Below are 24,108 nucleotides of genomic sequence, written 5' to 3' on the forward strand. Positions count from 1 at the left end.
AGCGGCCCGCGACGGCGCGGAAGCGAACGCATCGACGCGCCCGGCGACGGCATCCGGACCGGGCAGCGCGCCTGCGCGCCGGAACCCGGCGGCAGGCGGCGTGTGCGCGACTACTCGACGCTCAGCTGCTCGCCGCGGAATTGCCGGCGCGCGACCACGCACGGCGCGCCGTCGTGCATGAACACGCTCGCGAGCAGCCCGAACGACGCCGCGAACAGCACGTACCACGCGGGCGCGACGGGCGAGCCGCTCGCGCGCGTCAGCCACGTGACGATGAACGGCGCGAAGCCGCCGAACACCATCACCGCGACGTTGTAGGCGAGCGCGACGCCTGTCGAGCGCGAGCGTGTCGCGAACTGCTCGGCGAGCGTGGTGGGCGCGGGTCCGTAGCAGACGCCGATGATCGCGCAGATCGCGAACTGCATCACGAGCAGGCGCCCGATGCCCGGCGCCGCGGCCAGCCACGAGAACAGCGGATACGTGACCGTCAGCAGCGCCAGCGTGCCGGCGATCAGCACGGGCCGCCGGCCGATGCGGTCGGATACGATCGCCGCGACCGGAATCGTCACCGTCAGCAGCGCAACCGCCGCCATCTGCACCTTGAACACCTGGTCGAGCGGCAGCCCGAAGGTCTTGTGCACGAACGTCGGCATGTTGACGAGCATCACGTAGAACACCGCCGTGCCGGTGATCGTCTGCCCCATCGACACCAGCACGCCGCGCAGGTTGTCGCGCAGCACGCGCGACACGCTCGCCGGCGGCTCGGCGGCCGAGCGGCTCGCGTCGAGAAACGCCTCGGTCTCCTCCATGTGCCGGCGGATCCACAGGCCGACCGGCCCGATCAGCAGCCCGAGCGCGAACGGCACGCGCCAGCCCCAGCTGTGCAGCGCCGCATCCGACAGCGACTGCGTGGCCCACGCGCCCATCGCGGCGCCCGAGAACACCGCGAGACACTGGCCGATCAGCTGCCACGATCCGTAGAGGCCGCGCCGGTTCTCGGGCGCGCTTTCGACCAGGAACGCGGTCGCGCTCGCATATTCGCCGCCGGTCGCGAAACCCTGCAGCAGCCGCGCGACGACGATCAGGCCCGGCGCCGCCGGGCCGATCGTCGCGTACGACGGCGCGAACGTGATCAGCGCGATCGACAGCGTCATCAGGAAGATGATGAGCTGCATCGCGGCCTTGCGCCCCTTGCGGTCCGAATAGAGCCCGAGCAGGATGCCGCCCACCGGACGCATGAAGAAGCCGACGCCGAACGTCGCGAGCGACATCAGCAGCGACGCGTACTGGCTGTCGGCCGGAAAGAACAGCCGCGCGATGATGCCGGAGAAGAAACCGTAGACGATGAAGTCGTACCACTCGAGGGTATTGCCGACGACGGCGGCAATCACCTGCCGCCGTCGCGCGTTCCGTCGTGAGTCGCGCATGCTGTTCTCCCGCAGTGTGGTGTCGTGGCGTCGCGCCGCATGCCTGCCGCCCCGCATCGCGGGCATGGACGAATCGGCTGTTCGCATCGCCGGCCCGCGCGAGACGGGCGGGCACCCTGCTCGTCCCGGGCATGACCGGTGTGAAACGATCATAGGGATGCCAAAAAAACGCATCAATTAACGCCCGCGGAAGAAACTTAGCCGGAGATTAAATGTTGCCGCGTCGTGCCCGACCCTGCGAAATGCCCGGGAATGCCCGGAAATGCGCGCATTGTTGCGCTCCCTGTTCTGCGGCAGAATCGTCGGTCGTCCTTCCCGTCGTCCGGATCATGCGCAACCGCATCAACGAAGAGATCACGTTCCGCAAGCTCGAGGTGCTGCTCGCCTTCATGGAGGCCGGCAGCCTCGCGAAAGCGGCCGACGCGCTGGGCGTGAGCACGGTCAGCGTGCACCGCGCGCTGCATACGCTCGAGGAAGGCATGCACTGCGCGCTGTTCCGCCACGAGGGGCGCAACCTGATTCCGACCGACGCCGCGCAGGTGCTCGCCGAAGTCGCGGGCGAAGTGCTCAAGACGATGGCGGACGGGATCCGTTCGACGCGCGAAGCGGCCGGCTACGGCGCCGGCCAGTTGAAAATCGGTTCGCTGTACTCGCTGACGATCCGCACCGTGCCCGAGGTCGTGATCGCGCTGAAGGAGCGCCGCCCCGAGCTGCAGGCCGAACTCGTGCTCGGCTCCAACGCCGACCTGCTCGACAAGCTCAGGCAGGGCGCGATCGACGCGACGCTGATGGCGCTGCCCGAGCCGGACGCCGAGATCGAATCGATCGCGCTGTTCGAGGACGAGATGTTTTTCGCGGCGCCGATCGATTCGCCCTATGCGCGACACGGCGCGATCGACCTCCACGCGTGCGGCCACGAACCGTTCATCTCGCTCGGCGACGGCTTCGCGACCCATCAGGGCTTTACCGAGGCGTTCCGCGCGGCCGGCGTCGCGCCGAACGTCGTGATGCGGGTGGGCGACATCTTCTCGTTGATCAACCTCGTGTCGGGCGGCGTCGGCTGCTCGCTGCTGCCCGGCCGCGTGCGCGACCTGTTCGCGCACAAGATCGCGCTCGTCCCGCTCGCCGGGCCCACGATCCGCCAGACGATCGGCCTGAGCTTCCTGCACCGCCGCGAACGCGACCCGAACCTGCTCGCCCTCGCGACCGTGTGCCGGCTGACGGTCAAGGGACCGAACGCACGGTAGCGCGCGCCTCAATACCCCTTCGGCTGGATCGCCGGCGCGCCGGCGGCGCGCGCGGCCCGCCCGCTGCCGCGCACGAAGCGCCGTCCGTGCGGGCCGTACACGCCGTCCGGTTCCGGATACAACATCAGCAGCACGAAATACAGCACCCCGCCGACCGCCAGCGACACCGGCACGCTCAGGTCGAGCCCGCCCGCGAGGTTGCCGAGCGGCCCGACGAACTGGCCCGGCAGGTTCACGCACGACAGCCCGGCGAACGCGGCCGGCAGCCACGCCCCCATCGCCCGCGCGTTCCAGCCGTGCGTGAACCAGTAGTGGCCGCCGCGTAATCCGCGGTTGAACACCTGCAGGTCGTCGGCGAGATAGTAGCCGCGACGCGTCACGTAGCCGATCACCATGATCGCCATCCACGGACAGCTGAACGTATCGATCAGCGTCGAGAACGTCGCCACGCTTTCGACGAGATTGAACCAGAAGCGGCCGACGAAGATGAACGCGATCGCGATCGTGCCGATCAGCAGCGTCGCGCGGACGCGGTTCAGGCAGCGCGGAAACATGCTCGATACGTCCAGGCCGGTGCCGTACAGCGCGGTCGTGCCGGTCGACATCCCGCCGATGATCGCGATCAGGCACATCGGCAGCAGGAACCAGCGCGGCGAGATCGCCAGCAGGCCGCCGACGTAGTCGTTCGACGCGATGAACGCGGGCGCCTTCGTCGCGATGATCGTCGCCGTCGCGAGGCCGAAGAAGAACGGTACGAAGGTCGCGACCTGCGCGGCGAACACGGCGCCCATCACGCGATATTTCGGCGTGTGCTGCGGGATGTAGCGCGCCCAGTCGCCGAGCGTCGACGCGAACGAGACCGGGTTGCTCAGCGCGACCAGCACCGCACCGACGAACGCGGCCCAGAAGCCCGCATTGCCGGGCTGCAGCGTGCCCGCGTAATTCATGTCGAACGGCCCGAAAAACGCGAACAGGCCCGCGACGAACAGCACGCTCGCGGCCCATACGGCGATCCGGTTGACCCACAGCATGAAGCGAAAACCGTAGATGCACACGACCAGCACGAGCACGGCGAACACCAGGTACGCCGCGCCGAGCGTGAAGCCGTTGACGGGCACGCCGACCATGTTGTGCGCGCCGCCGACGAGCGCGTCGCCCGAACTCCACACGGCCAGCGAGAAGAACGCGATCGACGTGAGCAGCGCGAGAAACGAGCCGACGATCCGGCCGTGGATACCGAAATGCGCGCCGGACGACACGGGGTCGCTCGTGCCGTTGCGCGGACCGAACAGGCTCATCGGCGCGAGGATGCAGGTGCCGGCGAGCACGCCGAGCACGATCGCGCAGACACCCGCCTTGAACGACAGCCCGACCAGCACGGGGAAGCTGCCGAGCACCGACGTGGAAAACGTATTGCAACCGCCGAACAGCAACCGGAACAGATCGATCGGCCGCGCATGGCGCGATGCATCGGGAATGCGCTCGAAACCGAACGACTCGACCTGCGTAATCCTGCCTTCACCCATTTGTCTCCAGCTCCTCTGGTGCGCCTGTACGGCCCGGAGCTGCGGCCGTGCGACGCATCGTCATCGATTCGCGGCCACTCTAAACCGGATCGCGCGGCGCAAATATCACGCATTCGAGACGTTTACGACGAAGGAGAGCAATGTTTCCCGGCCGGCAGGCGGCCGGTTGCCGCGCCGCCCGGCGCGGCGCGGGCGACGCAACGTCAGGGCGCCCGCACCGCCTCGGCCGCCGGCGCGCGGCACGCGCTCAGGCCCCGCTGAACGGCCGGCCGGGCGGCCACGTCGGCGAGCCAGCGCTCGACGTACGGGAAGCCGGACACGTCGAGATCGAGCTCGTCCGCCGTGCGCAGCCACGGAAACGCGGCGATGTCGGCGATCGAATACCGCGACGAGGCGAGATAGGCCGATTCCGACAGGCGGCCGTTCACGACCCCGTAGAGACGCATGGCCTCCTTCCGGTAGCGGTCGATCGCTTCCGCATTGACCGTCTTCGATGCATGCAGGAACCACCAGAGCTGCCCGAGCATCGGCCCGATCCCGCCGACCTGGAAGTGCAGCCATTGCTGGACCGCCGTGCGCTCGGCGAGCGTGGCGGGCTGCAGAAAACCCGTCTTCGCGGCGAGATAGCCGAGGATCGCGCCGGATTCGAACACGGCCAGCCCGGTGTCGCGATCGACGATCGCCGGGATCTTGCCGTTCGGGTTGATCGCGAGGAACGCCGCGCTGCGCTGTTCCCCGCCGGACAGGTCCACGTGCACGCGATCGTGCGCGAGCCCGGCCTCTTCCAGGTAGATCGCGATCTTGTGCCCGTTCGGCGTGTCGGCCGTATAGAACGTGAGGGAGTGCGTCGAGGTCATGTCGGTCCTTGTCATCCGGTTATCATTGCAACTACAATCGTTGCAATTGCAATCCTATGCCGGGACCGACAGCCCCGGCAACAAGCCAGTACTCGAAGGAGGGACATGCAGACTGCGCGATCCGGTCCGCCCGTGCGGACGCCCGACACCCGCCGCGCCGCGGCAGCCTGCCTCGCACGGCTGACGACGCGGCGGCTCGCGCCGCAGGGCCGCATGATGTCGCCGCTCGGCGCGATGCGGGCGGCCGCCGATTGCCTCGAACGCGATACGGCGACGTCGCGGCACGTGTGGATCGTCCGCGCCGATACGCGTGGCGCGTCGGCGGACCCGCGCGCGCATCGCCACATCAGCGCATGGCCGCTGCGATTCCTGGATGCGGGCAAGCGTTTCGAGCGGCCGCTGCTGTACCTGCTGCACGCGCGCGCGATCGACCGGCTGCGGCTGGCGTCGATCGAGACCGTCGATCGCGGCATCCTCGTGAACGATGCCGAAACGGCCCGGTCGTCCTGGCCGAAGGGCGTGACGCCCGACGTTCCCCACTGGCTGGCCGGGAACCCCGCGTGCACGCCGTACGATCCCGCGTCGGGACACGAGGCGATCGCGATCCTGCGCCACGCGCTGCACACGCTCTATGTCGCCGGTCAGCCGGGCTTCTTCTACCTCGCGAGCCATGACGACTGCGGGCCCGATGCGAAGCCGCTATCGGCCGCGGCAGCGCGCGATGCGTTCAACGGCATGGTGCGGGCCGGCCGGCGCGCGGGGGCCGGCGCGGCTGCGCGCATCCAGCTGTGCGGCGCGGGCAGCACGCTCGCGCAGGTGATGGAAGCCGCCGATCTGCTGCACGACGAATGGCGCATCGATTCGACGATCTGGAGCTGCCCGAGCTACACGCGGCTCGCGCGCGACGGTCACGCGGCGGACCGCCGGAACCTGCTGCACCCGTACGACGAACCGTGCATCCCGCACGTACGCGCCCGTCTCGGCGGCGGCGACACGCCGGTGCTCGCGGTGACAGGCTATGCACGGCACGTCGCCGCGCAGATCGGCGCGTTCGTTCCGGCCCGCTTCGCGGCGCTCGGCGCGGATTCGGCCGGCCCCGGCGCGCGCGCGCCGAACGCGCGCTGGATCGCCGCGGTTGCGCTCCGCCTGCTGGCCGACGACGGCCGCGTACCGGCGGAATGGGCCGCCCGGGCGATGCGCCGCGAGGCGGGCGGCTGACGCGCGGGCCGGCCGCCGTTACTTCGCGTCGGCCGCCGCGTCGCGCGCGGCAGCGGTCGCGCGGTCGAGCGCGGCGGCCATCGTCGCCTGCTCCCTGGCGCCGAACTGGCCGAGAAAAAGCTCCGCGACCGTCGACTGATACACCTTCCACATCTTCTTGCGCAGCGCCCGCCCCTTGTCGGTGATGCTCGCATATGCGGCGCGGCCGTCTTCCGCCGAACGGGCGCGCGTGACGAGCCCCTCCTGCTCGAGCCGGTCGACGAGCCGGGTGAGGTTGTAGCGCTCGATCGCGAGCACGTCGGCCAGTTCGTGCATGCGGCGCGTGCCTTCAGGCCCGCTCTCGAGCCCCCACAGCGCGTCGTACCACGCATAGGCGGGCAAGCCGGCATCCGCGAGGCGGCGTTCGATCTCGCGAATCATCGTCCGGTGCGCGCGGACGAACGAGAACCACAGATCGGGTTCGGGTGCGCTCATGTCAGGTCGTTCCTTTCGTTGAATTGCAGTTGCAATTAAATTTTACCTCGATAACAATTGCCCCGATACGATTGCAATTGCAATCGTATGCCCGCCGACCGGCAGGCGCTCCGTCGCGCGACGCGGCGCCACGTGCCGTCGCTCCGCGCTGCCTTATGCTTCTGGAGACACTGCATGACCGCACCTCTCGCACTACCCGACATCGATCCGCAGGAAACCCGCGAATGGCTCGATGCGCTCGAATCCGTGATCGCGCTCGAAGGCCGTCCGCGCGCGCACTACCTGCTCGACCAGCTCGCCGATCTCGACGCGGCGCGCCACGGCGACCTGCACGGCCGCGTGACGACCGCATACGTGAACTCCGTGCCGCGCGAGCGGCAGCCGGCCTATCCGGGCGATCTCGCGCTCGAGCGGCGCCTGAACGCGATGATCCGCTGGAACGCCATGGTGATGGTGCTGCGGGCGGGCCGGCATTCGAACGTCGGCGGCCACATCGCAACCTACCAGTCGGCCGCGGTGCTGTACGACGTCGGCTTCGATCACTTCTTCCGCGGCCGCACCGATAGCTTCGACGGCGACATGGTGTACATCCAGGGGCACTCGGCGCCCGGCATCTATGGCCGCGCGTACCTGGAGGGCCGCATCACCGATGCGCAGCTCGACAACTTCCGCCGCGAGACCGGCCGCGAAGCGGGACGCGACGGGCTGTCGTCGTATCCACATCCGCGCCTGATGCCGGACTTCTGGCAATTCCCCACCGTGTCGATGGGGCTCGGGCCGCTCACCGCCGCGTACCAGGCGCGCTTCATGCGCTACCTCGAATACCGCGGGCTGAAAGCGCACCAGGGCCGCAAGGTCTGGGCCTTTCTCGGCGACGGGGAAATGGACCAGCCCGAATCGCTCGCCGCGATCTCGCTGGCCGGGCGGGAACGGCTCGACAACCTGATCTTCGTCGTCAATTGCAACCTGCAGCGCCTCGACGGCCCCGTACGCGGCAACGGCAAGGTCATCCAGGAACTCGAGGGCACGTTCCGCGCGGCCGGCTGGAACGTCGTCAAGGTGATCTGGGGCGGCGGCTGGGACCGGCTGCTCGAGCGCGACACGACGGGCCTGCTGCGCCAGCGCATGATGGAATGCGTCGACGGCGACTACCAGACCTTCAAGTCGCAAAGCGGCGCGTACGTGCGCGAGCATTTCTTCGGCAAGTATCCCGAACTGCTCGACCTGGTCGCCGACCTGTCCGATGACGACATCTGGAAGCTGGCGCGCGGCGGCCACGACCCCGAAAAGGTGCACGCCGCCTATGCGCAGGCCATGCGCACGGATGGACGGCCGACCGTCGTGCTCGCGAAGACGGTCAAGGGCTTCGGCATGGGCGAAGCCGGCGAAGGCCAGAACGTGAACCACCAGTTGAAGAAGATGAGCGCCGACGCGGTACGCGCGTTCCGCGACCGCTTCGCGCTGCCGGTCAGCGATGCGCAACTCGACGAACTGCCCTACCTGAAACCCGAACCGGGCAGCGCCGAGGCACGCTATTTCGCGGCGCGCCGCGCGGCGCTCGGCGGCCACGTGCCGGCCCGCTTCCACGATACGTCGCCGCTGCCGGTGCCGCCGCTCGACGCGTTCGACGGCCAGCTCAAGGACAGCGGCGAGCGCGGGCTGTCGACGACGATGGCGTTCGTGCGGATCCTCGGCACGCTGCTGAAGGACCCGGCGCTCGGCAAGCTCGTCGTGCCGATCGTGCCCGACGAATCGCGCACGTTCGGGATGGAAGGCCTGTTCCGCCAGATCGGCATCCACTCGCATCTCGGCCAGCTCTATACGCCGCAGGACGCGGGCCAGCTCAGCTACTACAAGGAAGCGAAGGACGGACAGATCCTGCAGGAAGGCATCAACGAGTCGGGCGCGATCGCGTCGTGGATCGCGGCCGGCACCGCATACAGCAACCACGGCCTGCCGACGATCCCCTTCTACATCTTCTATTCGATGTTCGGGCTGCAGCGCGTCGGCGATCTCGCGTGGGCGGCCGGCGACGCGCGTACGCGCGGCTTCCTGCTCGGCGCGACGTCGGGCCGCACGACGCTGATGGGCGAAGGGCTGCAGCACGACGACGGGCACAGCCACGTGCTGTCGTCGGTGATCCCGAACTGCGTCTCGTACGATCCGACCTATGCGTACGAACTCGCGGTGATCGTGCGCGACGGCCTGCGACGGATGTTCGCGGAGCAGGAAGACGTCTACTACTACATCACGCTGCTCAACGAGAACTACCCGCATCCGGCGCTGCCCGACGGCGCGGAGGCCGGCATCCTCAAGGGGCTCTATCTGCTGCGCGACGGCGCGGCGCGCGCCGGCGTGCCGCACGTGCAGTTGCTGGGCAGCGGCGCGATCCTGCGCGAAGTGATCGCCGCGGGCGACCTGCTCGCCCGGGACTTCGGCGTGTCGAGCGACGTGTGGAGCGCGACCAGCCTGACCGAGCTGCGCCGCGACGGGCTCGCGGCGGAACGCTGGAACCTGCTGCACCCGGACGCGCCGCCGCGCGTGCCCTACGTGCAGCAATGCCTCGGCGGCCGCACCGGGCCGGCGGTCGTCGCGACCGACTACATGAAGATCGTCGGCGACCAGATCCGCGCGTTCGTCGACGGGCGGCGCTTCGTGTCGCTCGGCACCGACGGCTTCGGACGCTCGGATACGCGCGAGGCGCTGCGCACGTTCTTCGAAGTCGACCGGCACTTCATCGCGATTGCAGCGCTGAAGGCGCTCGCCGACGACGGCACGATTCCGCGTACGCGTGTCGGCGAGGCCATCCGCCGCTACGGCATCGACATCGACAAGGTCGATCCGGCCTCCGTGTAATCGTGCGGCGCGCGGCAGGCAGGATCGCACCGGACTGCCGCGTCGCGCCATACGCTACCGCCCCGCCTGCGCGAGCGGGCCCGGTGCGCGCGCGGCCGTTCCCGACGGCCAGCCGCCCGCGAGCGCCTTGTACAGCGCAACCGTCGACGCGGCGCCGCGCATGCGCCCGTCGGCCGCCGCATCCTGCGCCTGCAGAAGCGTGCGTTGCGCGTCGAGCACTTCGTAGTAGTCGATCGCACCGGCCGAGAAGCGCGCCTGCGCCAGTTGCGCGGCGCGCGCGCTGTCGGTCGCGGCCCGCACCAGATGGTCCGTCTCGTCACGCGTGCGGGCGACGCGCAGCAGTGCGTTCTCGGTTTCCTCCAGCGCCCCGAGCACGGTCTGCCGGTATTGCGCGAGCTGGCCGGCCGCTTCCGCGTCGCTCGCGGCGATCCGCGCGCGCACGCGGCCGACGTCGAGGAACGACCAGTCGACGCCGAGCGCGATCAGGTTCGTGTCGCTGCCCGCACGGAAGAACCCGTAGCTGCTCGTCGCGCTGCCGAGCAGCCCCGACAGCGTGAAGCGCGGAAACAGGTCGGCCGTCGCGACGCCGATGCGCGCGGTCGCCGCGTGCAGCCGCGCCTCGGCGGCCGCGACGTCGGGACGCCGCCGCAACAGGTCGCCCGGCGCACCGGGATCGACGTCGGCGGCCAGCGCGGGCAGCGGCACCGGCGTGCCCGTCGTCGCCGCCGCCTTCGGCGGATCGAGGCGCCCGATCAGCGCATCCGGCGTCCGGCCGGTCAGCACCGCGAGCCGGTGCTCGTCCACGCCGATCGCGGCTTCGAACACGGCGATCCGCGAGGTCGTCGATTCGTACTGCGCACGGGCCCGCGCCGCGTCGAGTTCGGACCCGCGCCCCGCGCCGACGCGCGCATTGATCAGCGCGAGCGTCTGCTTCTGGTTGTCGGCGTTCTCGCGCGCGATCCGCAACCGCTCCTGCGAGCCGCGCAGATCGACGTACGTGCTCGCGACCTCCGCGGCGATCGCGACGCGCACCGCGCGCACATCCGCCGCGCTGGCGGCCGTTTCCGCACGCTGCGACTCGATCGAACGGCGGACGCGGCCGAACAGGTCGAGTTCCCACGCGGCGTTGATGCCGACGCTGGACGTCGGCGTGTCGCGCTGGCTGCGCGGCGCGCCGAACGCCTGATCCTTGCTCGTCAACTGATGGCCGATCTGGCCGCTCGCGGTGATCGTCGGGTAACGGTCGAACGTTGCCTGCGACAGCAGCGCATTCGATGCGTCGTAGCGCGACACGGCAACCTGCAGATCCTGGTTCGCCGCAAGCGCCGCGTCGATCAGTTGCGTCAGCGCGGGATCGCCGAAGCCGCGCCAGAATGCGGCATCGGCGTCGGCCGACGCATCGGGCGGCGTATTGGACGATGTATCGGACGACGTATCGGGCTTCGCCGCATCGGGCGGCAGCGCCGGGTGCGCATCGCGCGCGAACCGCGCGGCCGTGGCCGTGTCGGGCCGCCTGAAATCGGGGCCGACCGCGCAGGCGGCGAGCGTCACCGACATCGCGAGCGCGGAAAGACGGAAAACGGCGCTCATCGGTTTTCTCCTTCGAGGGTGCCGTGGTGTTCGCTCCACACGGCCGGCGTGCCGCCCGCGAGTTTGCGGATCGCCACATAGAACACGGGCGTCAGGAACAGCCCGAACAGCGTGACGCCCAGCATCCCCGCGAACACGGAGATGCCGGTGGCCGCCCGCACTTCACTGCCCGCGCCGGTGCCGATCAGGAGCGGCACCGAGCCCGCGATGAACGCGACCGACGTCATCACGATCGGGCGCAGCCGCAGCTTGCACGCGTCGAGCGCGGCTTCGATCACGCCCTTGCCCTGGATCTCGAGCTCGCGCGCGAACTCGACGATCAGGATCGCGTTCTTGCACGCGAGGCCCATCAGCACGACGAGACCGACCTGCACGAACACGTTGTTGTCGCCGCCGGACAGCCACACGCCGAACAGCGCGGCGCAGATGCACACCGGCACGATCAGGATCACCGCGAGCGGCAGCGTCCAGCTTTCGTACAGCGACGCGAGCACCAGGAACACGAGCATCACCGCGAGCGGAAACACGACGATCGCCGCGTTGCTCTGCGTGACCTGCTGGTAGCTGAGATCGGTCCATTCGAGCGTGATGCCCGGCGGCAGCACCTCCTTCGCGATCTGCTGGAGCTTCCCGATCGCCTGCGACGACGACATCACCTTCGGATCGGCGTCGCCGATCAGGCTGGCGGCCGGATAGCCGTTGTAGCGGACCACCGGGTCGGGCCCGTACGCAGGCGCCACCGTCACCATCGAGCCGATCGGCACCATCTCGCCCTTCGCATTGCGCGTGCGCAGGTTCGCGATGTCGGCGGCCGTCTGCCGGTGGCCGGCATCCGCCTGCGCCATCACGCGGTACACGCGGCCGAACAGGTTGAAGTCGTTCACGTACATCGAGCCGAGATAGACCTGCAGCGTGCTGAACAGGTCGGTCAGCGCGACGCCCTGCGCTTTCGCCTTCAACCGGTCGACCTTGACCTCGAGCTGCGGGATGTTCGCCTGGTACGAGCTGACGGGATAGCTCATCCCCGGCGTCTTCGCGACCGCGGCCTGGAACGCCTCGAGCGCGTTCTGCAACGCCCCGTAGCCGAGCCCGCCGCGATCCTCCAGGTACAGCGCATAGCCCGAGCCGTTGCCGAGCCCCTGAATGGGCGGCGGCATCAGCGCATAGGTGATGCCGCTGCCGATCGCCGCGAAGCGCGCGTTCAGGTCCGCATTGATCTGCGCGGCGCTGCGGTGGCGCTGGTCGAACGGCTTCAGGATCACGTACGAGTTCGTGATGTTCGGCGTGTTCACGCCCTGCAGCGCGTTCAGCCCGGCGAACGCCGGCACCATCTCGACGCCCTCGGTGCCCAGCGCGATCTTCGTCATCTGCTCGGTCACCTCGCTGGTGCGCGCGAGCGAGGCGCCTTCCGGCAGCTTCGCGCCCGCGAACAGGTACAGCTTGTCCTGCACGGGGATGAAGCCGCCCGGCACCGCGTCGAGCAGCAGCGCGGTCGCCGCGAGCAGCGCCGCATAGACGGTGAACACCGCGCCGCGCCGCTTCAGCGTGCGGCCGACGAAGCCGTGGTAGCGCTCCGAACTCCGGTCGAAGAAGCGGTTGAACGGACGGAACAGCCAGCCGAACGCCCGGTCGATTCCGCGCGTGAGCGCGTCCTTCGGTGCGCCGTGCGGGCGCAGCAGCTTCGCGGCAAGCGCGGGCGACAGCGTCAGCGAGTTGATCGCGGAGATCACCGTCGAAATCGCGATGGTCACCGCGAACTGCCGGTAGAACTGGCCCGTGACGCCCGACATGAACGCCATCGGCACGAACACCGCGCACAGCACGAGCGCGATCGCGACGATCGGCCCCGACACCTCGCGCATCGCCTGGTGCGCGGCGTCGCGCGGGCTCAGGCCCTGCGCGATGTTGCGCTCGACGTTCTCGACCACCACGATCGCATCGTCGACGACGATCCCGATCGCGAGCACGAGCCCGAACAGCGTCAGCGTGTTGATCGAATAGCCGAGCAGATAGAGCCATGCGAACGTGCCGACGACCGACACGGGCACCGCGACGAGCGGAATGATCGACGCACGCCAGGTCTGCAGGAACAGGATCACCACCAGCACGACCAGCACGACGGCCTCGATCAGCGTGTGCTGCACCGCGCGGATCGACTCGCGCACGAACACCGTCGGGTCCCACACGGGGCGATACGCGACACCGGGCGGGAAGCGCTTCGACAGTTCGTCGAGCTTCGCATACACGGCCTTCGCGACGTCGAGCGCATTCGCGCCCGGCGACAGGAAGATGCCGACCACCGCCGATTGCCTGTCGTTGAAATACGAGCGCAGCGTGTAGTCGCCCGCGCCGAGCTCGACGCGCGCGACGTCAGACAGCTTCACGACCTGGCCGTCGTCGCCGTTGCGCAGCACGATGTCGCCGAATTCCTGCACCGTGCGCAGGCGGCCGCGCACGTTGATCGAGACGAGGAAGTCGTTTTTCTTCGGCGACGGTTCCGCGCCGAGCTGGCCGGCCGACACCTGCACGTTCTGCTCGCGCACGGCCGCGATCACGTCGCTCGCGGTCAGCCCGCGCGATGCGAGCCGGTTCGGGTCGAGCCACAGCCGCATCGCGTAATCGCCGGAACCGTACACGCCGACGTCGCCGATCCCGGTGAGCCGCGACAGCTCGTCCTTCACGTGCAGCGTCAGGTAGTTGCGCAGGTACAGCGAATCGCGGCTGTTGTCCGGCGAATAGAGGCTCACGTACATCAGCGGCGTCGGCGACTGCTTCTGCGTCGTCACGCCGTACTGGCGCACCTCGTCGGGCAGGCGCGACAGCGCCTGGCTCACGCGGTTCTGCACGCGCACGGCGGCCGTGTCCGGATCGACGCCCTGCAGGAACGTGACGACGACCTGCAGGCTGCCGTCCGACCCGGCGACCGACTTCATGTACATGATGCCTTCGACGCCGTTGATCGCCTCTTCCAGCGGTTCGGCGACCGATTCGGCGATTTCCTTCGGGTTCGCGCCCGGGTAGGTCGCGCGCACGACGACGCTCGGCGGCACGACTTCCGGATATTCGCCGGCCGGCAGCATCGGGATCGAGATCAGGCCGATCGCGAAGATGACGATCGACAGCACGACCGCGAAGATCGGCCGGTCGATGAAGAATCGGGAGAAATCCATCGTGTCGCTCCCGTTATTGCACGGCCGGCGCGCCGGCGTCGGCGACGGCCTGCGCACCGTCGCGCGGGCCATTGCCCGCACCGCCGGCGTCGGCGCGCGCGGGCAGCGCCTTCGGCTTCACCTGCGCACCGGGGTAGTAGATCCGCTGCACGCCATCGACGACCACCCGGTCGCCCGGCTGCAGCCCCTTCTCGACGATGCGCTCGCCGTCCAGCCCGCGCCCGACCGTCACGTCGCGGCGCAGCGCCTTGTCCCCGGGCCCGATCACGTAGACGTACTTGCGGTCCTGGTCGGTCAGCACGGCCTTGTCGTCGACGAGCAGCGCATCCTGGTCGCGGCCGCTGACGAGTTGCACGCGCGCATACAGGCCCGGCGTGAACGTGCGGTCCGCGTTCGTCAGCCGCACGCGCGCGCGGATCGTGCCGGTTTGCGGGTCGAGCCGGTTGTCGAGGAAGTCGACGGTGCCCGCATGCGGGAAACCCGCCTCGTTCGCGAGGCCGACGCGCACGGGATCGGCGCCGATCGCGCGATGCTTCGGATCGGCGCGCCGCGCGTTGTAGCGCAGGTAGTTCTGTTCGTCGCAGTCGAAATACACGTAGACGGGGTCCTGCGACACGACGGTCGTCAGCAGCGTATCGTCCGCACGCGCAAGGTTGCCGACGGTCGCGACCGCGCGGCCGACACGGCCCGCGATCGGCGCGCGCACCTCGGTGAAGCCGAGATTGAGCTTCGCATCGGCGACGGCCGCGTCGGCCGCCTGAAGATCCGCACGCGCCTGCTCGGCGGTGGCGCGCGCGTTGTCGAGTTCCTCCTGCGACGTCGCATGCGCATCGATCAGCGTCTGCACGCGCCTGAGCTGTACGTTCGCGAGGCTCGCGGCCGCGCGGGCCCGCTGCTGCTGCGCGTTCGCGCGTTCGAGCGCGATCCGGTACGGGCGCGGGTCGATCTCGAACAGCAGCGCGCCCTGCGCGACCATGTCGCCTTCCTTGTAGGCGACGCGCTGCAGATAGCCGCTCACGCGCGGCCGCAGCTCGACCGCGTCGACCGCTTCGACACGGCCGTTGAATTCGTCCGCAAGGCGGATCGTGCGCGGCGCGACGGTGGCGACGCCGACTTCGGGAAGGGAGGGTGCCGACGATGCGCCTTTGCCGTCGTGACAGCCCGACAACGCCAGCAGCAGGGCGCAGGCGGCGCCCAAAGGCGACGTCCTGCGTAGGGATAAGGAAAGCATGATGCCTCGCGACGGGTTAAACTGCCGCGTAGCATAAAAGTTGAAGTTAACTTCAAGTCAAGCTTTCCCGGAGGACGTCATGGGTATCCAGGAAACCCCGCAATGGCCGCTGATGTCGATCCGCGAAGTGGCCGCGCGCAGCGGCGTACCGGCGTCGACGCTGCGGTTCTACGAAACGCGCGGGCTCATCAAGTCGCATCGCAACGGTTCGAGCCATCGCCACTATTCGCGCGCGGTGCTGCGGCTGATCGCGTTCATCGTGTTCGCGCAGAAGATCGGCTATACGCTCGACGAGATTGCCGAGCAGCTCGTCAGCCTGCCCGAGGACACCGCGCCGTGCAACAAGGACTGGCAGCGGCTGTCGCGCGGCTGGAAGCAGCGCGTCGCGAGCCGGATCGAGGAGCTGCAGCGGCTCTACATCAACCTCGACGAATGCATCGGCTGCGGCTGCCTGTCGCTGAAGCGCTGCAAGCTGACCAATCCGGACGACCGCGCGGGCCGCAACGGGCCCGGCGCGCGGCGCTGGCTCGGCGACGCACCGCCCACGGATCTCGACACCTGACGTGTGTTCCGGGCGCGGTGCGCGATGCGCGAACCGGGGCCGACCGCCGCGCCTTGACGCGACGTGACCGCGCGCGTTGCGCGCATCGCCCGGCTCAGTCGCCGACGATGTTGAACGCGGCGTCGAGCACGGCCTGCCTGAAGGCGTCCGGCTGCAAGGGCAGCGGCGTGAACGGCAGCATGATGTGCCGGTACGACACCGTCGTGCCGATCGCGCTCGCGATCATGAAAAACAGCACGTTCGGATCGACCGCGCGAATCGCGCCGGCCTGCACGGCTTCGTCCAGCAGCGGGAACATCACGTCGTAATACGGACGCACGATCCGCTCCTGCAGCCGGTCGAGCCGCCCGCCCACCTCGGTCGCCGCGGTCGAGAAGAACATGCCTATGTCGGGCTCGTTGATCTCGTGATCGACGCACAGCTCGAGCGCCCGCCGCACGCGGTCCCGATGCGGCAGCGACGACGTGCGCAACGCGCGCAGCGCGTCGAACATCGGCTCGGCCAGCTCGACGATCTGCTCGACGACCGCCAGCCACAACGTTTCCTTCGTGCCGAAATGGTGCGCGATCAGCGCCGCATCGACCCCCAGTTCGCGCGCAACCTCGCGCACGCTCGTCGCGTCGTAACCGCGCTTCGCGAACGTGCTGCGTGCGGCCCGCAATATCACGTCCGGACCGACGGACGCCCCGGCCAGCGGCCGCCCTCGCATACGCCGCTTGGCCGGCGCCCGCTCAGTAACTTCAGCCACGTTTCTTTGCTCTCCTTGAACGATTCGATTGCAATGTTCCGGCCCCGTTTCAGCGTGACCGAAAACCGGCCCACCTGCCCTGCTCTTCGTTGACACACGCAGCCGGGAAGCGCTAGGATCATACCTTATTCATCACGTGATGATTTATACATGACAACCCCTACACGTATCGTCATCGTCGGCGGCGGGATCGCTGGACTTCAGCTCGCGACCCGCCTGGGCGAGCAGCTCGGCAAATCGGGCCGCGCGCAGGTCACCGTCGTCGACCGCAGCCCGACCCACATCTGGAAGCCGATGCTGCACACGATCGCGGCCGGCACGCGCGACGTGCAGCAGCAGCAGGTGATCTTCCTCGCCCATGCCCGCGACCACGGCTACACGTACCAGCCCGGCGAACTGAAGGGGCTCGATCGCGCGCGTCGCTGCGTGCAGCTCGGCGAGATCCGCTCGCAGAACGGCAATGTGGTGATCGACGCGCGGGAACTCGAATACGACGTGCTGATCCTCGCGCTCGGCAGCCAGGCCAACGATTTCGGCACGCCCGGCGTACGCGAGCACTGCTATTTCATCGACAGCCAGCAGCAGGCCGAAACCTTCAACGAAGCGTTGCGGATGCGCGTGTTCCGCAGCATCGCGCGCGACGAGCCGTTTCGCGTCGCGATCGTCGGCGCGGGCGCGACGGGCGTCGAACTGGCCGCGGAACTGAGCCGGCTGCTCGAAGTGGCGCAGGCCTATGGCGACGAAACGGTGCGCGAACGGCTGCAGCTCACGCTGCTCGAAAGCGGCCCGCGCATCCTCGCGGCATTTCCGCCGAAGATTTCCGCATCGGCACAGCAACGGCTCGAACAGATCGGCTTTCACGTGCTGACGTCGACGCGCGTCACGTCGGCCGACGCGAACGGCTTCCACTACGGCGACGGCTCGTTCGCCGAAGCCGACCTGATGGTCTGGGCGGCCGGCGTGAAGGCGCCCGATTTCATGCAGGCGTTCGGCGGCCTCGACACGACCCGTGCGAACCAGATCGTCGTGGGGCCCACGCTGCAGGCGACCGGCGACGAGCACGTGTTCGCGATCGGCGATTGCGCGAGCCTGCTGCCCGCCGGCCAGGAACGGCCGCTGCCGCCCACCGCGCAGGTCGCGGCGCAACAGGCCGAGCATCTTGCCCGACACCTGCCCGCGTGGCTCGACGGCAAGCCGATGCCGCCGTTCGCATTCCATGATTTCGGCGCGCTGGTGTCGATCAGCGACTACGACGCATTCGGCACGCTCGGGCAGTTCGGGTTCTTTCGCGGCGGTTTCATCCAGGGGCGTTTCGCGCAGTTCAGCCACCTGATGCTCTACCGGCGTCACCAGCAGGCGCTGCACGGCTTCTCCAAGGCGACCCTGCTGTGGATCGCCGAGCGGATCAACGGCTGGGTGCGACCGCGCATCCGCCTGTCGTGATGCCGCGCGCGGCGACGTTTCACAACGTTTCGAGGAAAACTGACATGAACAACCGTCTGGCACCGTGGCTCATGACCGTGGCCGCGATCGGCAGCTTCGACATGCCCTCCGTCTCGTGGGGCCTGCCGCGGCGACGCAGCATGACGCGCGACCGGCTGCCGTCGTGGGACGCGACGAGCAAGCCGACCATCAGCGTGCTCGAACGGCCCACGCCCGACACCGTGATGATTTCGTGGCGCGACGCGTGCACCGGGCACTATGGTTATCAGAAGTGGCGGCTGTTCACGACGCGCAAGCGCGGCGTGTGCGCGCTGTCGGGGCAGCCGATCAAGATCGGCGACAGCGTCTATGCGCCGCAACTGCTCGGCTCGACGCCGGGCAACGCCGCCGCGATGATGCTGGCCGCGTGCATCGACGCGGCCGGCACCGCCGAGGCGACCTGACGGCCCCGGGCCGTTTCAGGCAGCCGTGACGCGCTCCGCGTCGCGCGCCTCGCTCATCCGTGCGGCGGCTTCCGCATCCAGCCGCGCCGCATTCGCCTCGGCTTCCGCTTCCGGCATCAGTTCGCCTTCCCACTTGGCGACCACCGCGCTCGCGATCGAGTTGCCCACCGCATTCGTGGCCGAACGGCCCATGTCGAGGAACGTGTCGACGCCGAGGATCAGCAGCAGCCCGGCTTCCGGGATGTTGAACTGGTGCAGCGTCGCGGCGATCACGACGAGCGACGCACGCGGCACGCCGGCCATGCCTTTCGACGTCAGCATCAGGATCAGCAGCATCGTGACCTGCGTGCCGAGCGACAGGTGAATGCCGTACGCCTGCGCGATGAACAGCGACGCGAACGTGCAGTACATCATCGAGCCGTCGAGGTTGAACGAGTAGCCCATCGGCATCACGAAGCTCGAGATCTTGCGCCGCACCCCGAAACGGTCGAGCGCGTCGAGGATCTTCGGATATGCGGCTTCCGAACTCGCGGTCGCGAACGACAGCATGAACGCTTCCTTGATCAGCACCAGCAGCTTGAACACGCGGCGGCCGAGGAACAGCAGCCCGGCGGCGATGAGCGTGCCCCACAGCAGGAACAGGCTCAGGTAGAAGTCGCCCATGAACACCGCGAACTTCAGCAGGATCGACAGGCCGTTGATCGCGACGGTCGAGGCCATCGCCGCCAGCACCGCGAGCGGCGCGAGCTTCATCACGTAGCCGGTGATCCGCAGCATCACGTGCGCAAGCTGGTCGATCGCCGCGACCAGGATCTTGCCGCGTTCGCCGAGCGACGCGAGCGCGACGCCGAAGAACATCGAGAACACGACGATCTGCAGGATCTCGTTGTTCGCCATCGCCTCGGCGATCGACTTCGGCACCATGTGGCCGACGAAATCCTTCAGCGTGAACTTGGAGGTCGCGAGATGCGCGGACGCGCCGATATCCGGCAGCGGCAACCCGAGGTTCTCGCCGGGCCGCAGCAGGTTCGCCATCAGCAGGCCGAGCAGCAGCGAGATCAGCGACGCCGTGACGAACCAGCCGAGCGCCTTCACGAACACGCGCCCCACCGACGACGCATCGCCCATGTGCGCAATGCCAACGACGAGCGTCGAGAACACCAGCGGGCCGATCACCATCTTGATCAGCCGCAGGAAGACGTCGGAGACCAGCGAGATGTAGCCGGCGATCTCCGCCGCGGACTGCTTGTCCGGAAGCTGCGTATAGATCATGTAGCCGATCAGGATGCCGGCCGCCATCGCGAGCAGGATCCAGCCTGCCGCGGACATTCGTTTGTTCATAACGGGATTCGATGCACGGTGTTGCGTTGACGGATGAATGGCGCGCGGGGCGCGCCGCCGCAACGGCTTTCGCGGGAACGCGAACGCCGTTGCGGCGCTTCGGTGCGAGGCGCCCGGGTCAGTAGCCGATCGCCGAGCCGGCCGGACGGCGCGGATCGTTGTAGCCGTAGATGAAGCCGACGCGCACGTTGCCGGACACCGACGAGTCGTTGCCGGAACTCTGGCGGCTCGCCGCCTCGGTGCCCGGCAGGCCGACCATGATCAGCTCGGCGGCGCCCCACGGCGTCTGCTCGACCATCTTGTAGCCCATGTTGCGCAGGATCGCGAGCGTGTCGGGCGACAGGCCGTAGGTTTCGTAGTAGACCTCGTCGGGCAGCCACTGATGGTGGATGCGCGGCGCGGCAACCGCGTCCTGCGGCGTCATCCCGTAGTCGATCACGTTCAGCACGGTCTGCAGCGTGATCGTGATGATGCGCGAGCCGCCCGGCGAACCGACCACCATGAACACCTTGCCGTCCTTCTTCACGATGGTCGGCGCCATCGACGACAGCGGGCGCTTGCCCGGCGCGATCGAGTTGCGCGTGCCCTGCACGAGGCCGAACAGGTTCTGCGCGCCGACCTTCACGGTGAAGTCGTCCATCTCGTCGTTCAGGAAGAAGCCCGTGCCCGGCGCGATGACCACGGCGCCGAAGCGGCCGTTGACCGTGTAGGTCGTCGACACCGCGTTGCCGTCGCGGTCGACGATCGAGTAATGCGTCGTCTCCGGCTTCTCGTGCACGCCGACGCCCGGCTGCACGTCGACCGACGGCGTCGCCGTATCGGCATGGATGCCCTTGCGGATCTGCGCCGCGTATTCCTTGCTGGTCAGCTTCGCGATCGGGTTGTCGATGAAGTCCGGATCGCCGAGCAGCGTGTTGCGGTCTTCGTACGCGTGCCGCATCGCCTCGGTCATGTAGTGCACCGCCGCGGCCGAGTGGTAGCCGAGCTTGCGCAGGTCATACCCCTCGAGGATGTTCAGCGTCTCGCACATCGTCACGCCGCCCGAGCTCGGCGGCGGCGCCGACACGAACTCGTAGCCGCGATACGTGCAGGTCAGCGGCGCCATGTCCTGCGCCCGGTAGGACGCGAAATCGGCCGCCGTGATCAGGCCGCCGCCGCGCCTGGCCGCCGCCTCGACGATCTTCGGAAGCTCGCCGTGGTAGAACGCGTCGGGCCCCTGCCCGGCGATGCGCTCGAGCGTGCGGGCCAGATCCTTCTGCACCAGGCGGTCGCCCGGCTGCAGCGGCGTGCCGTCCGGGCGCAGGAAGATGCGGGCGGCTTCCGGGTCCTTCCGGAAGCGCTCGATCGTCGTGTCGAGGATGTCCGTATCGCCGCGCGTCAGCACGAAGCCGTCGCGCGCGAGCCGGATCGCCGGCGCCATCACCTGCTGGCGCGTCAGCTTCCCGTACTTGCGCTGCGCGAGATCGAGGCCCGCGACCGTGCCCGGCACGCCGACCGCGCGATAGCCGTACAGGCTGTCGCCCGGAATGACGTTGCCCTTCGCATCGAGATACATGTTCGCGGAAGCCGCCGCGGGCGCCGTCTCGCGGAAATTGATGAAGCGGTCGCGGCCGTCGGCCAGGTGTACGGTCATGAAGCCGCCGCCGCCGATGTTGCCGCAGCACGGATTGGTCACGGCCTGCGCGTAGCCGACCGCCACCGCGGCGTCCACTGCGTTGCCGCCCTCCTTCAGGATGTCGACGCCGATCTGCGATGCGAAGTGCTGCGACGACACGACCATGCCGTTCTTCGCTTCGACCGCCGGGTCCGACGCGGCGAACGCGCACGCGCTCATCGCCGACAACAGGGTGAGTACTACGAGCCGCCTCATGACGGAATCCTCCAGACAAATAAACCGCGCCGTGCCGAAATGCGACACCGGATCGCCGCGTGTCGACGCGTCGATCCGGCTTGTAACAAACCATACATTCCCGCGAGGCCGCGATCATAGCATCGGCATTTTTTCGTCAAAACCTAGGGTTATCACTGAATGAAGAACGAATAAACGCCGAATGTCGTCTTTATCAATGTTTGCTTCATTACATCACCAGACAAACCGTCCGCCGTTGCGATACGTCCCTCTAATTTCGGCGCGTCCGCGGCCCGCCGGACGTCAATCGGCTAACATGCGTGGGGTCGCCGGCAGGCCGCGGGTCTGCCGTTTGTCATTCGGATCGAGAAAGTCGGAGTGCCCGATGGGGACGAGCATCAGGGCGTTGCTGTTATCCCAGATGGATAGCTTCACGCCGTCGGAACAGAAGGTTGCGCAGGCGTTGCTGGATCGCTATCCCAGCCTCGGGCTGGGGCCCATCGCGCAGTTCGCGAAGCAGGCCGACGTCAGCGATCCGACCGTGTTCCGCTTCGTCGTCCGGATCGGCTTTCCGAACTACTCGTCGTTTCAGCAGGCGCTGTACGGCGAGATCGACACCGCGATGAATTCGCCGCTCGCGCGGATGGATGCGTTCCACTCGGCGTCGGGCATGCGCGACAGTCATGCGGCGATTTTCCAGCGCCTGTCGCAATCGCTGGCGGCGACGATCGAAGGGCTCGACGCGGCGGCGTTCGACGCGGCCGTGGCGCTGCTCGCCAATCCGGACGTTCGCGTCTTCTGCGGCGGCGGGCGCTATACGGCGCCGCTCGCCTCGCTGTTTTCGTTCACCCTCGCCTACGCGCGACCGCGCGTCCAGTATGTCGAACCGAACGTGAACCTCGCGTCGGTGGCGCTGGCGGACATGGGGCCCGGCGACGTGCTCGTCATTTTCGATTTCCGCCGCTACCAGCGCGACAGCATCCGCTTCGCGCAGGCCGCGCACCGGCTCGGCACGCGCATCCTGCTGATCACCGACGAATGGCTGTCGCCGATCGGGGATTTCGCGGAGATCGTGCTGCGGATCCAGGGGCGGCCGTTCGCGATGCTGCAGACCAACGTGCCGGCGCTGGCGCTCGCGGAGGCGCTGGTGATCGGCGTGACGAACCGGCTGCCGGAACTCGCGCGGCAGCGCATGGAGAAGATCGAGGATCTCAATACCGGCGGCATCGGGCAGGACACCTACCCGCGCGATTTGCCCGAATGACGATCGCACGCCATTCGGGCGCGGGCATCAGCTCTCGACGTCCTCGAGGCTGAACACTTCGGTCTTGTCGTTGTACGAAAAGACTTCGCCGTAACGGCCCCAGTCGATCACCGCGTCGAGCGTTTCCTCGGCCGCTTCGTCCGACAGGAAATCCTCCAGCTCCTGCTCGAAGCGCACGCGCGGCGCACGATGGCCCGGACGCTCGTTCAGCACCTTGCGGATCCGCGCGGCGAGCGGCACGTGCTTCAGCAGGTGATCCGCGAACATCAGCTTGCGCTCCTGCGTGCCGAATTCCGCGAACACGCGCGCGGGCGGCGTGAGGAACACGTCCCCTTCGCGCACGTCCGCGAAGCCGAGATGCTGCAGCACTTCGGCGATCGGGAACAGTTCGTCGACCTCGAGATGCAGCGTGCGCGCGATTTCCGGCATGTCCGCGCGGCCGTGGTACGGCGCCATCGCGAGCGTCTCGATCAGGCCGGACATCAGGTTGGTCGACACGCGCGGCAGCCAGCTGCCGAGCTCCAGCCCCTTCTTCGTCGCCTCGTTGGTCGGACGCGCGGTCATCTTCGCGTAGATGTCGTCGACCAGCTTGCGGAATTCCGGGTCGAGCCGGTTGCGCGGATGCTTGAACGGCACCTTGATCTCGGCGATCACGCGGCCCGGGTTCGACGACAGCACGAGGATGCGGTCGCACATGAACACCGCTTCCTCGATGTTGTGCGTGACGATCAACACCGACTTGATCGGCATGCGCCCTTGCGTCCACAGATCGAGCAGGTCGGTACGCAGCGTCTCGGCCGTCAGCACGTCGAGCGCCGAGAACGGCTCGTCCATCAGCAGGATCGTCGGATCGACCACCAGC

Annotated in this window: 18 protein-coding genes; 7 read left to right on the plus strand and 11 right to left on the minus strand. The window is 68.3% G+C overall.

Annotated features, from left to right (window positions below; all coding sequences use genetic code 11):
- Window positions 1–110: 110 nt before the first annotated feature.
- Window positions 111–1,427 (minus strand): MFS transporter, encoded by a 1,317-nt coding sequence (locus tag GQ56_RS0113570; RefSeq protein ID WP_031399177.1) that lies wholly within the window; start codon window positions 1,425–1,427, stop codon window positions 111–113.
- 329 nt (window positions 1,428–1,756) lie between these two features.
- Between GQ56_RS0113570 and GQ56_RS0113575 the strand changes: the two genes are divergently transcribed.
- Complete coding sequence (locus GQ56_RS0113575) at window positions 1,757–2,674, plus strand: LysR family transcriptional regulator (protein WP_031399178.1); 918 nt, start codon at window positions 1,757–1,759, stop codon at window positions 2,672–2,674.
- Between the two features lie 8 nt (window positions 2,675–2,682).
- Here the strand turns inward: GQ56_RS0113575 and GQ56_RS0113580 are convergent, their stop codons facing one another.
- Both GQ56_RS0113580 and GQ56_RS0113585 read right to left on the minus strand, forming a co-directional pair.
- Window positions 2,683–4,200 carry a purine-cytosine permease family protein gene (locus tag GQ56_RS0113580; RefSeq protein WP_031399179.1) on the minus strand — a complete coding sequence of 506 codons (1,518 nt, stop codon included), beginning with the start codon at window positions 4,198–4,200 and terminating at the stop codon, window positions 2,683–2,685.
- Between the two features lie 203 nt (window positions 4,201–4,403).
- Window positions 4,404–5,057 (minus strand): glutathione S-transferase family protein, encoded by a 654-nt coding sequence (locus GQ56_RS0113585; protein WP_031399180.1) that lies wholly within the window; start codon window positions 5,055–5,057, stop codon window positions 4,404–4,406.
- Window positions 5,058–5,162: 105 nt separating this feature from the next.
- On the opposite strand from GQ56_RS0113585, the gene GQ56_RS0113590 reads away from it, so the two are divergent.
- Window positions 5,163–6,275, plus strand: coding sequence for a transketolase-like TK C-terminal-containing protein (locus GQ56_RS0113590; RefSeq protein ID WP_031399181.1), 1,113 nt, complete (start codon window positions 5,163–5,165; stop codon window positions 6,273–6,275).
- Between the two features lie 18 nt (window positions 6,276–6,293).
- Here GQ56_RS0113590 and GQ56_RS0113595 read toward each other — a convergent pair whose 3' ends face one another.
- On the minus strand, window positions 6,294–6,749 hold the full coding sequence (locus tag GQ56_RS0113595) for a MarR family winged helix-turn-helix transcriptional regulator (RefSeq protein ID WP_031399182.1): 456 nt from the start codon (window positions 6,747–6,749) through the stop codon (window positions 6,294–6,296).
- 174 nt (window positions 6,750–6,923) lie between these two features.
- Here GQ56_RS0113595 and aceE point away from each other — a divergent pair, with 174 nt between their 5' ends.
- Window positions 6,924–9,605: a pyruvate dehydrogenase (acetyl-transferring), homodimeric type gene (aceE, locus tag GQ56_RS0113600; protein ID WP_031399183.1), complete on the plus strand. Its 2,682-nt coding sequence runs from the start codon at window positions 6,924–6,926 to the stop codon at window positions 9,603–9,605.
- A gap of 54 nt (window positions 9,606–9,659) precedes the next feature.
- On the opposite strand, the gene GQ56_RS0113605 is transcribed toward aceE, so the two are convergent.
- From GQ56_RS0113605 to GQ56_RS0113615, 3 genes are read right to left on the minus strand one after another with little or no spacing between them, the layout of a single operon-like run.
- Window positions 9,660–11,195, minus strand: coding sequence for an efflux transporter outer membrane subunit (locus GQ56_RS0113605; protein WP_031399184.1), 1,536 nt, complete (start codon window positions 11,193–11,195; stop codon window positions 9,660–9,662).
- Window positions 11,192–14,365 (minus strand): efflux RND transporter permease subunit, encoded by a 3,174-nt coding sequence (locus GQ56_RS0113610; RefSeq protein WP_031399185.1) that lies wholly within the window; start codon window positions 14,363–14,365, stop codon window positions 11,192–11,194. The genes GQ56_RS0113605 and GQ56_RS0113610 overlap by 4 nt, the downstream gene beginning before the upstream one ends.
- 13 nt (window positions 14,366–14,378) lie before the next feature.
- Window positions 14,379–15,596: an efflux RND transporter periplasmic adaptor subunit gene (locus GQ56_RS0113615; RefSeq protein ID WP_031399186.1), complete on the minus strand. Its 1,218-nt coding sequence runs from the start codon at window positions 15,594–15,596 to the stop codon at window positions 14,379–14,381.
- A gap of 79 nt (window positions 15,597–15,675) precedes the next feature.
- On the opposite strand from GQ56_RS0113615, the gene soxR reads away from it, so the two are divergent.
- A complete protein-coding gene (gene soxR, locus GQ56_RS0113620; RefSeq protein ID WP_031399187.1) occupies window positions 15,676–16,158 on the plus strand; it encodes a redox-sensitive transcriptional activator SoxR in 483 nt (160 codons plus the stop codon).
- A gap of 94 nt (window positions 16,159–16,252) precedes the next feature.
- Here the strand turns inward: soxR and GQ56_RS0113625 are convergent, their stop codons facing one another.
- A complete protein-coding gene (locus tag GQ56_RS0113625) occupies window positions 16,253–16,906 on the minus strand; it encodes a TetR/AcrR family transcriptional regulator (RefSeq protein ID WP_031399188.1) in 654 nt (217 codons plus the stop codon).
- 150 nt (window positions 16,907–17,056) lie between these two features.
- On the opposite strand from GQ56_RS0113625, the gene GQ56_RS0113630 reads away from it, so the two are divergent.
- The gene (locus tag GQ56_RS0113630; protein ID WP_031399189.1) at window positions 17,057–18,349 is read left to right on the plus strand and encodes an NAD(P)/FAD-dependent oxidoreductase; all 1,293 of its coding nucleotides are present in this window, start codon (window positions 17,057–17,059) and stop codon (window positions 18,347–18,349) included.
- Window positions 18,350–18,393: 44 nt separating this feature from the next.
- Window positions 18,394–18,792, plus strand: a complete 399-nt coding sequence (locus GQ56_RS0113635) for a DUF3331 domain-containing protein (RefSeq protein ID WP_031399190.1) — start codon at window positions 18,394–18,396, stop codon at window positions 18,790–18,792.
- A 15-nt stretch (window positions 18,793–18,807) separates the two neighbouring features.
- Here the strand turns inward: GQ56_RS0113635 and GQ56_RS0113640 are convergent, their stop codons facing one another.
- Together GQ56_RS0113640 and ggt are read right to left on the minus strand one after the other, a co-directional pair.
- A complete protein-coding gene (locus tag GQ56_RS0113640; protein WP_031399191.1) occupies window positions 18,808–20,133 on the minus strand; it encodes a dicarboxylate/amino acid:cation symporter in 1,326 nt (441 codons plus the stop codon).
- A 118-nt stretch (window positions 20,134–20,251) separates the two neighbouring features.
- Window positions 20,252–22,003: a gamma-glutamyltransferase gene (gene ggt / locus GQ56_RS0113645; RefSeq protein WP_031399192.1), complete on the minus strand. Its 1,752-nt coding sequence runs from the start codon at window positions 22,001–22,003 to the stop codon at window positions 20,252–20,254.
- Window positions 22,004–22,367: 364 nt separating this feature from the next.
- On the opposite strand from ggt, the gene GQ56_RS0113650 reads away from it, so the two are divergent.
- Window positions 22,368–23,246 carry a MurR/RpiR family transcriptional regulator gene (locus GQ56_RS0113650; RefSeq protein WP_031399193.1) on the plus strand — a complete coding sequence of 293 codons (879 nt, stop codon included), beginning with the start codon at window positions 22,368–22,370 and terminating at the stop codon, window positions 23,244–23,246.
- 27 nt (window positions 23,247–23,273) lie between these two features.
- On the opposite strand, the gene GQ56_RS0113655 is transcribed toward GQ56_RS0113650, so the two are convergent.
- Window positions 23,274–24,108: ABC transporter ATP-binding protein (locus GQ56_RS0113655; protein WP_031399194.1), on the minus strand; the 835-nt coding region annotated here is incomplete at its 5' end.

The organism is Burkholderia paludis, assembly GCF_000732615.1.
GTDB classification, from domain to species: domain Bacteria; phylum Pseudomonadota; class Gammaproteobacteria; order Burkholderiales; family Burkholderiaceae; genus Burkholderia; species Burkholderia paludis.

Excerpts from the sequence above, each read along its gene's own strand:
- GQ56_RS0113575 (WP_031399178.1), top strand. The coding sequence starts at position 1,757 with ATGCGCAACCGCATCAACGAAGAGATCACGTTCCGCAAGCTCGAGGTG.
- aceE (WP_031399183.1), top strand. The coding sequence starts at position 6,924 with ATGACCGCACCTCTCGCACTACCCGACATCGATCCGCAGGAAACCCGC.
- GQ56_RS0113640 (WP_031399191.1), bottom strand. The coding sequence starts at position 20,133 with ATGAACAAACGAATGTCCGCGGCAGGCTGGATCCTGCTCGCGATGGCG.
- GQ56_RS0113605 (WP_031399184.1), bottom strand. The coding sequence starts at position 11,195 with ATGAGCGCCGTTTTCCGTCTTTCCGCGCTCGCGATGTCGGTGACGCTC.
- GQ56_RS0113615 (WP_031399186.1), bottom strand. The coding sequence starts at position 15,596 with ATGCTTTCCTTATCCCTACGCAGGACGTCGCCTTTGGGCGCCGCCTGC.
- GQ56_RS0113580 (WP_031399179.1), bottom strand. The coding sequence starts at position 4,200 with ATGGGTGAAGGCAGGATTACGCAGGTCGAGTCGTTCGGTTTCGAGCGC.
- GQ56_RS0113610 (WP_031399185.1), bottom strand. The coding sequence starts at position 14,365 with ATGGATTTCTCCCGATTCTTCATCGACCGGCCGATCTTCGCGGTCGTG.
- GQ56_RS0113570 (WP_031399177.1), bottom strand. The coding sequence starts at position 1,427 with ATGCGCGACTCACGACGGAACGCGCGACGGCGGCAGGTGATTGCCGCC.
- soxR (WP_031399187.1), top strand. The coding sequence starts at position 15,676 with ATGGGTATCCAGGAAACCCCGCAATGGCCGCTGATGTCGATCCGCGAA.
- GQ56_RS0113590 (WP_031399181.1), top strand. The coding sequence starts at position 5,163 with ATGCAGACTGCGCGATCCGGTCCGCCCGTGCGGACGCCCGACACCCGC.
- ggt (WP_031399192.1), bottom strand. The coding sequence starts at position 22,003 with ATGAGGCGGCTCGTAGTACTCACCCTGTTGTCGGCGATGAGCGCGTGC.
- GQ56_RS0113635 (WP_031399190.1), top strand. The coding sequence starts at position 18,394 with ATGAACAACCGTCTGGCACCGTGGCTCATGACCGTGGCCGCGATCGGC.
- GQ56_RS0113650 (WP_031399193.1), top strand. The coding sequence starts at position 22,368 with ATGGGGACGAGCATCAGGGCGTTGCTGTTATCCCAGATGGATAGCTTC.
- GQ56_RS0113630 (WP_031399189.1), top strand. The coding sequence starts at position 17,057 with ATGACAACCCCTACACGTATCGTCATCGTCGGCGGCGGGATCGCTGGA.
- GQ56_RS0113595 (WP_031399182.1), bottom strand. The coding sequence starts at position 6,749 with ATGAGCGCACCCGAACCCGATCTGTGGTTCTCGTTCGTCCGCGCGCAC.
- GQ56_RS0113585 (WP_031399180.1), bottom strand. The coding sequence starts at position 5,057 with ATGACCTCGACGCACTCCCTCACGTTCTATACGGCCGACACGCCGAAC.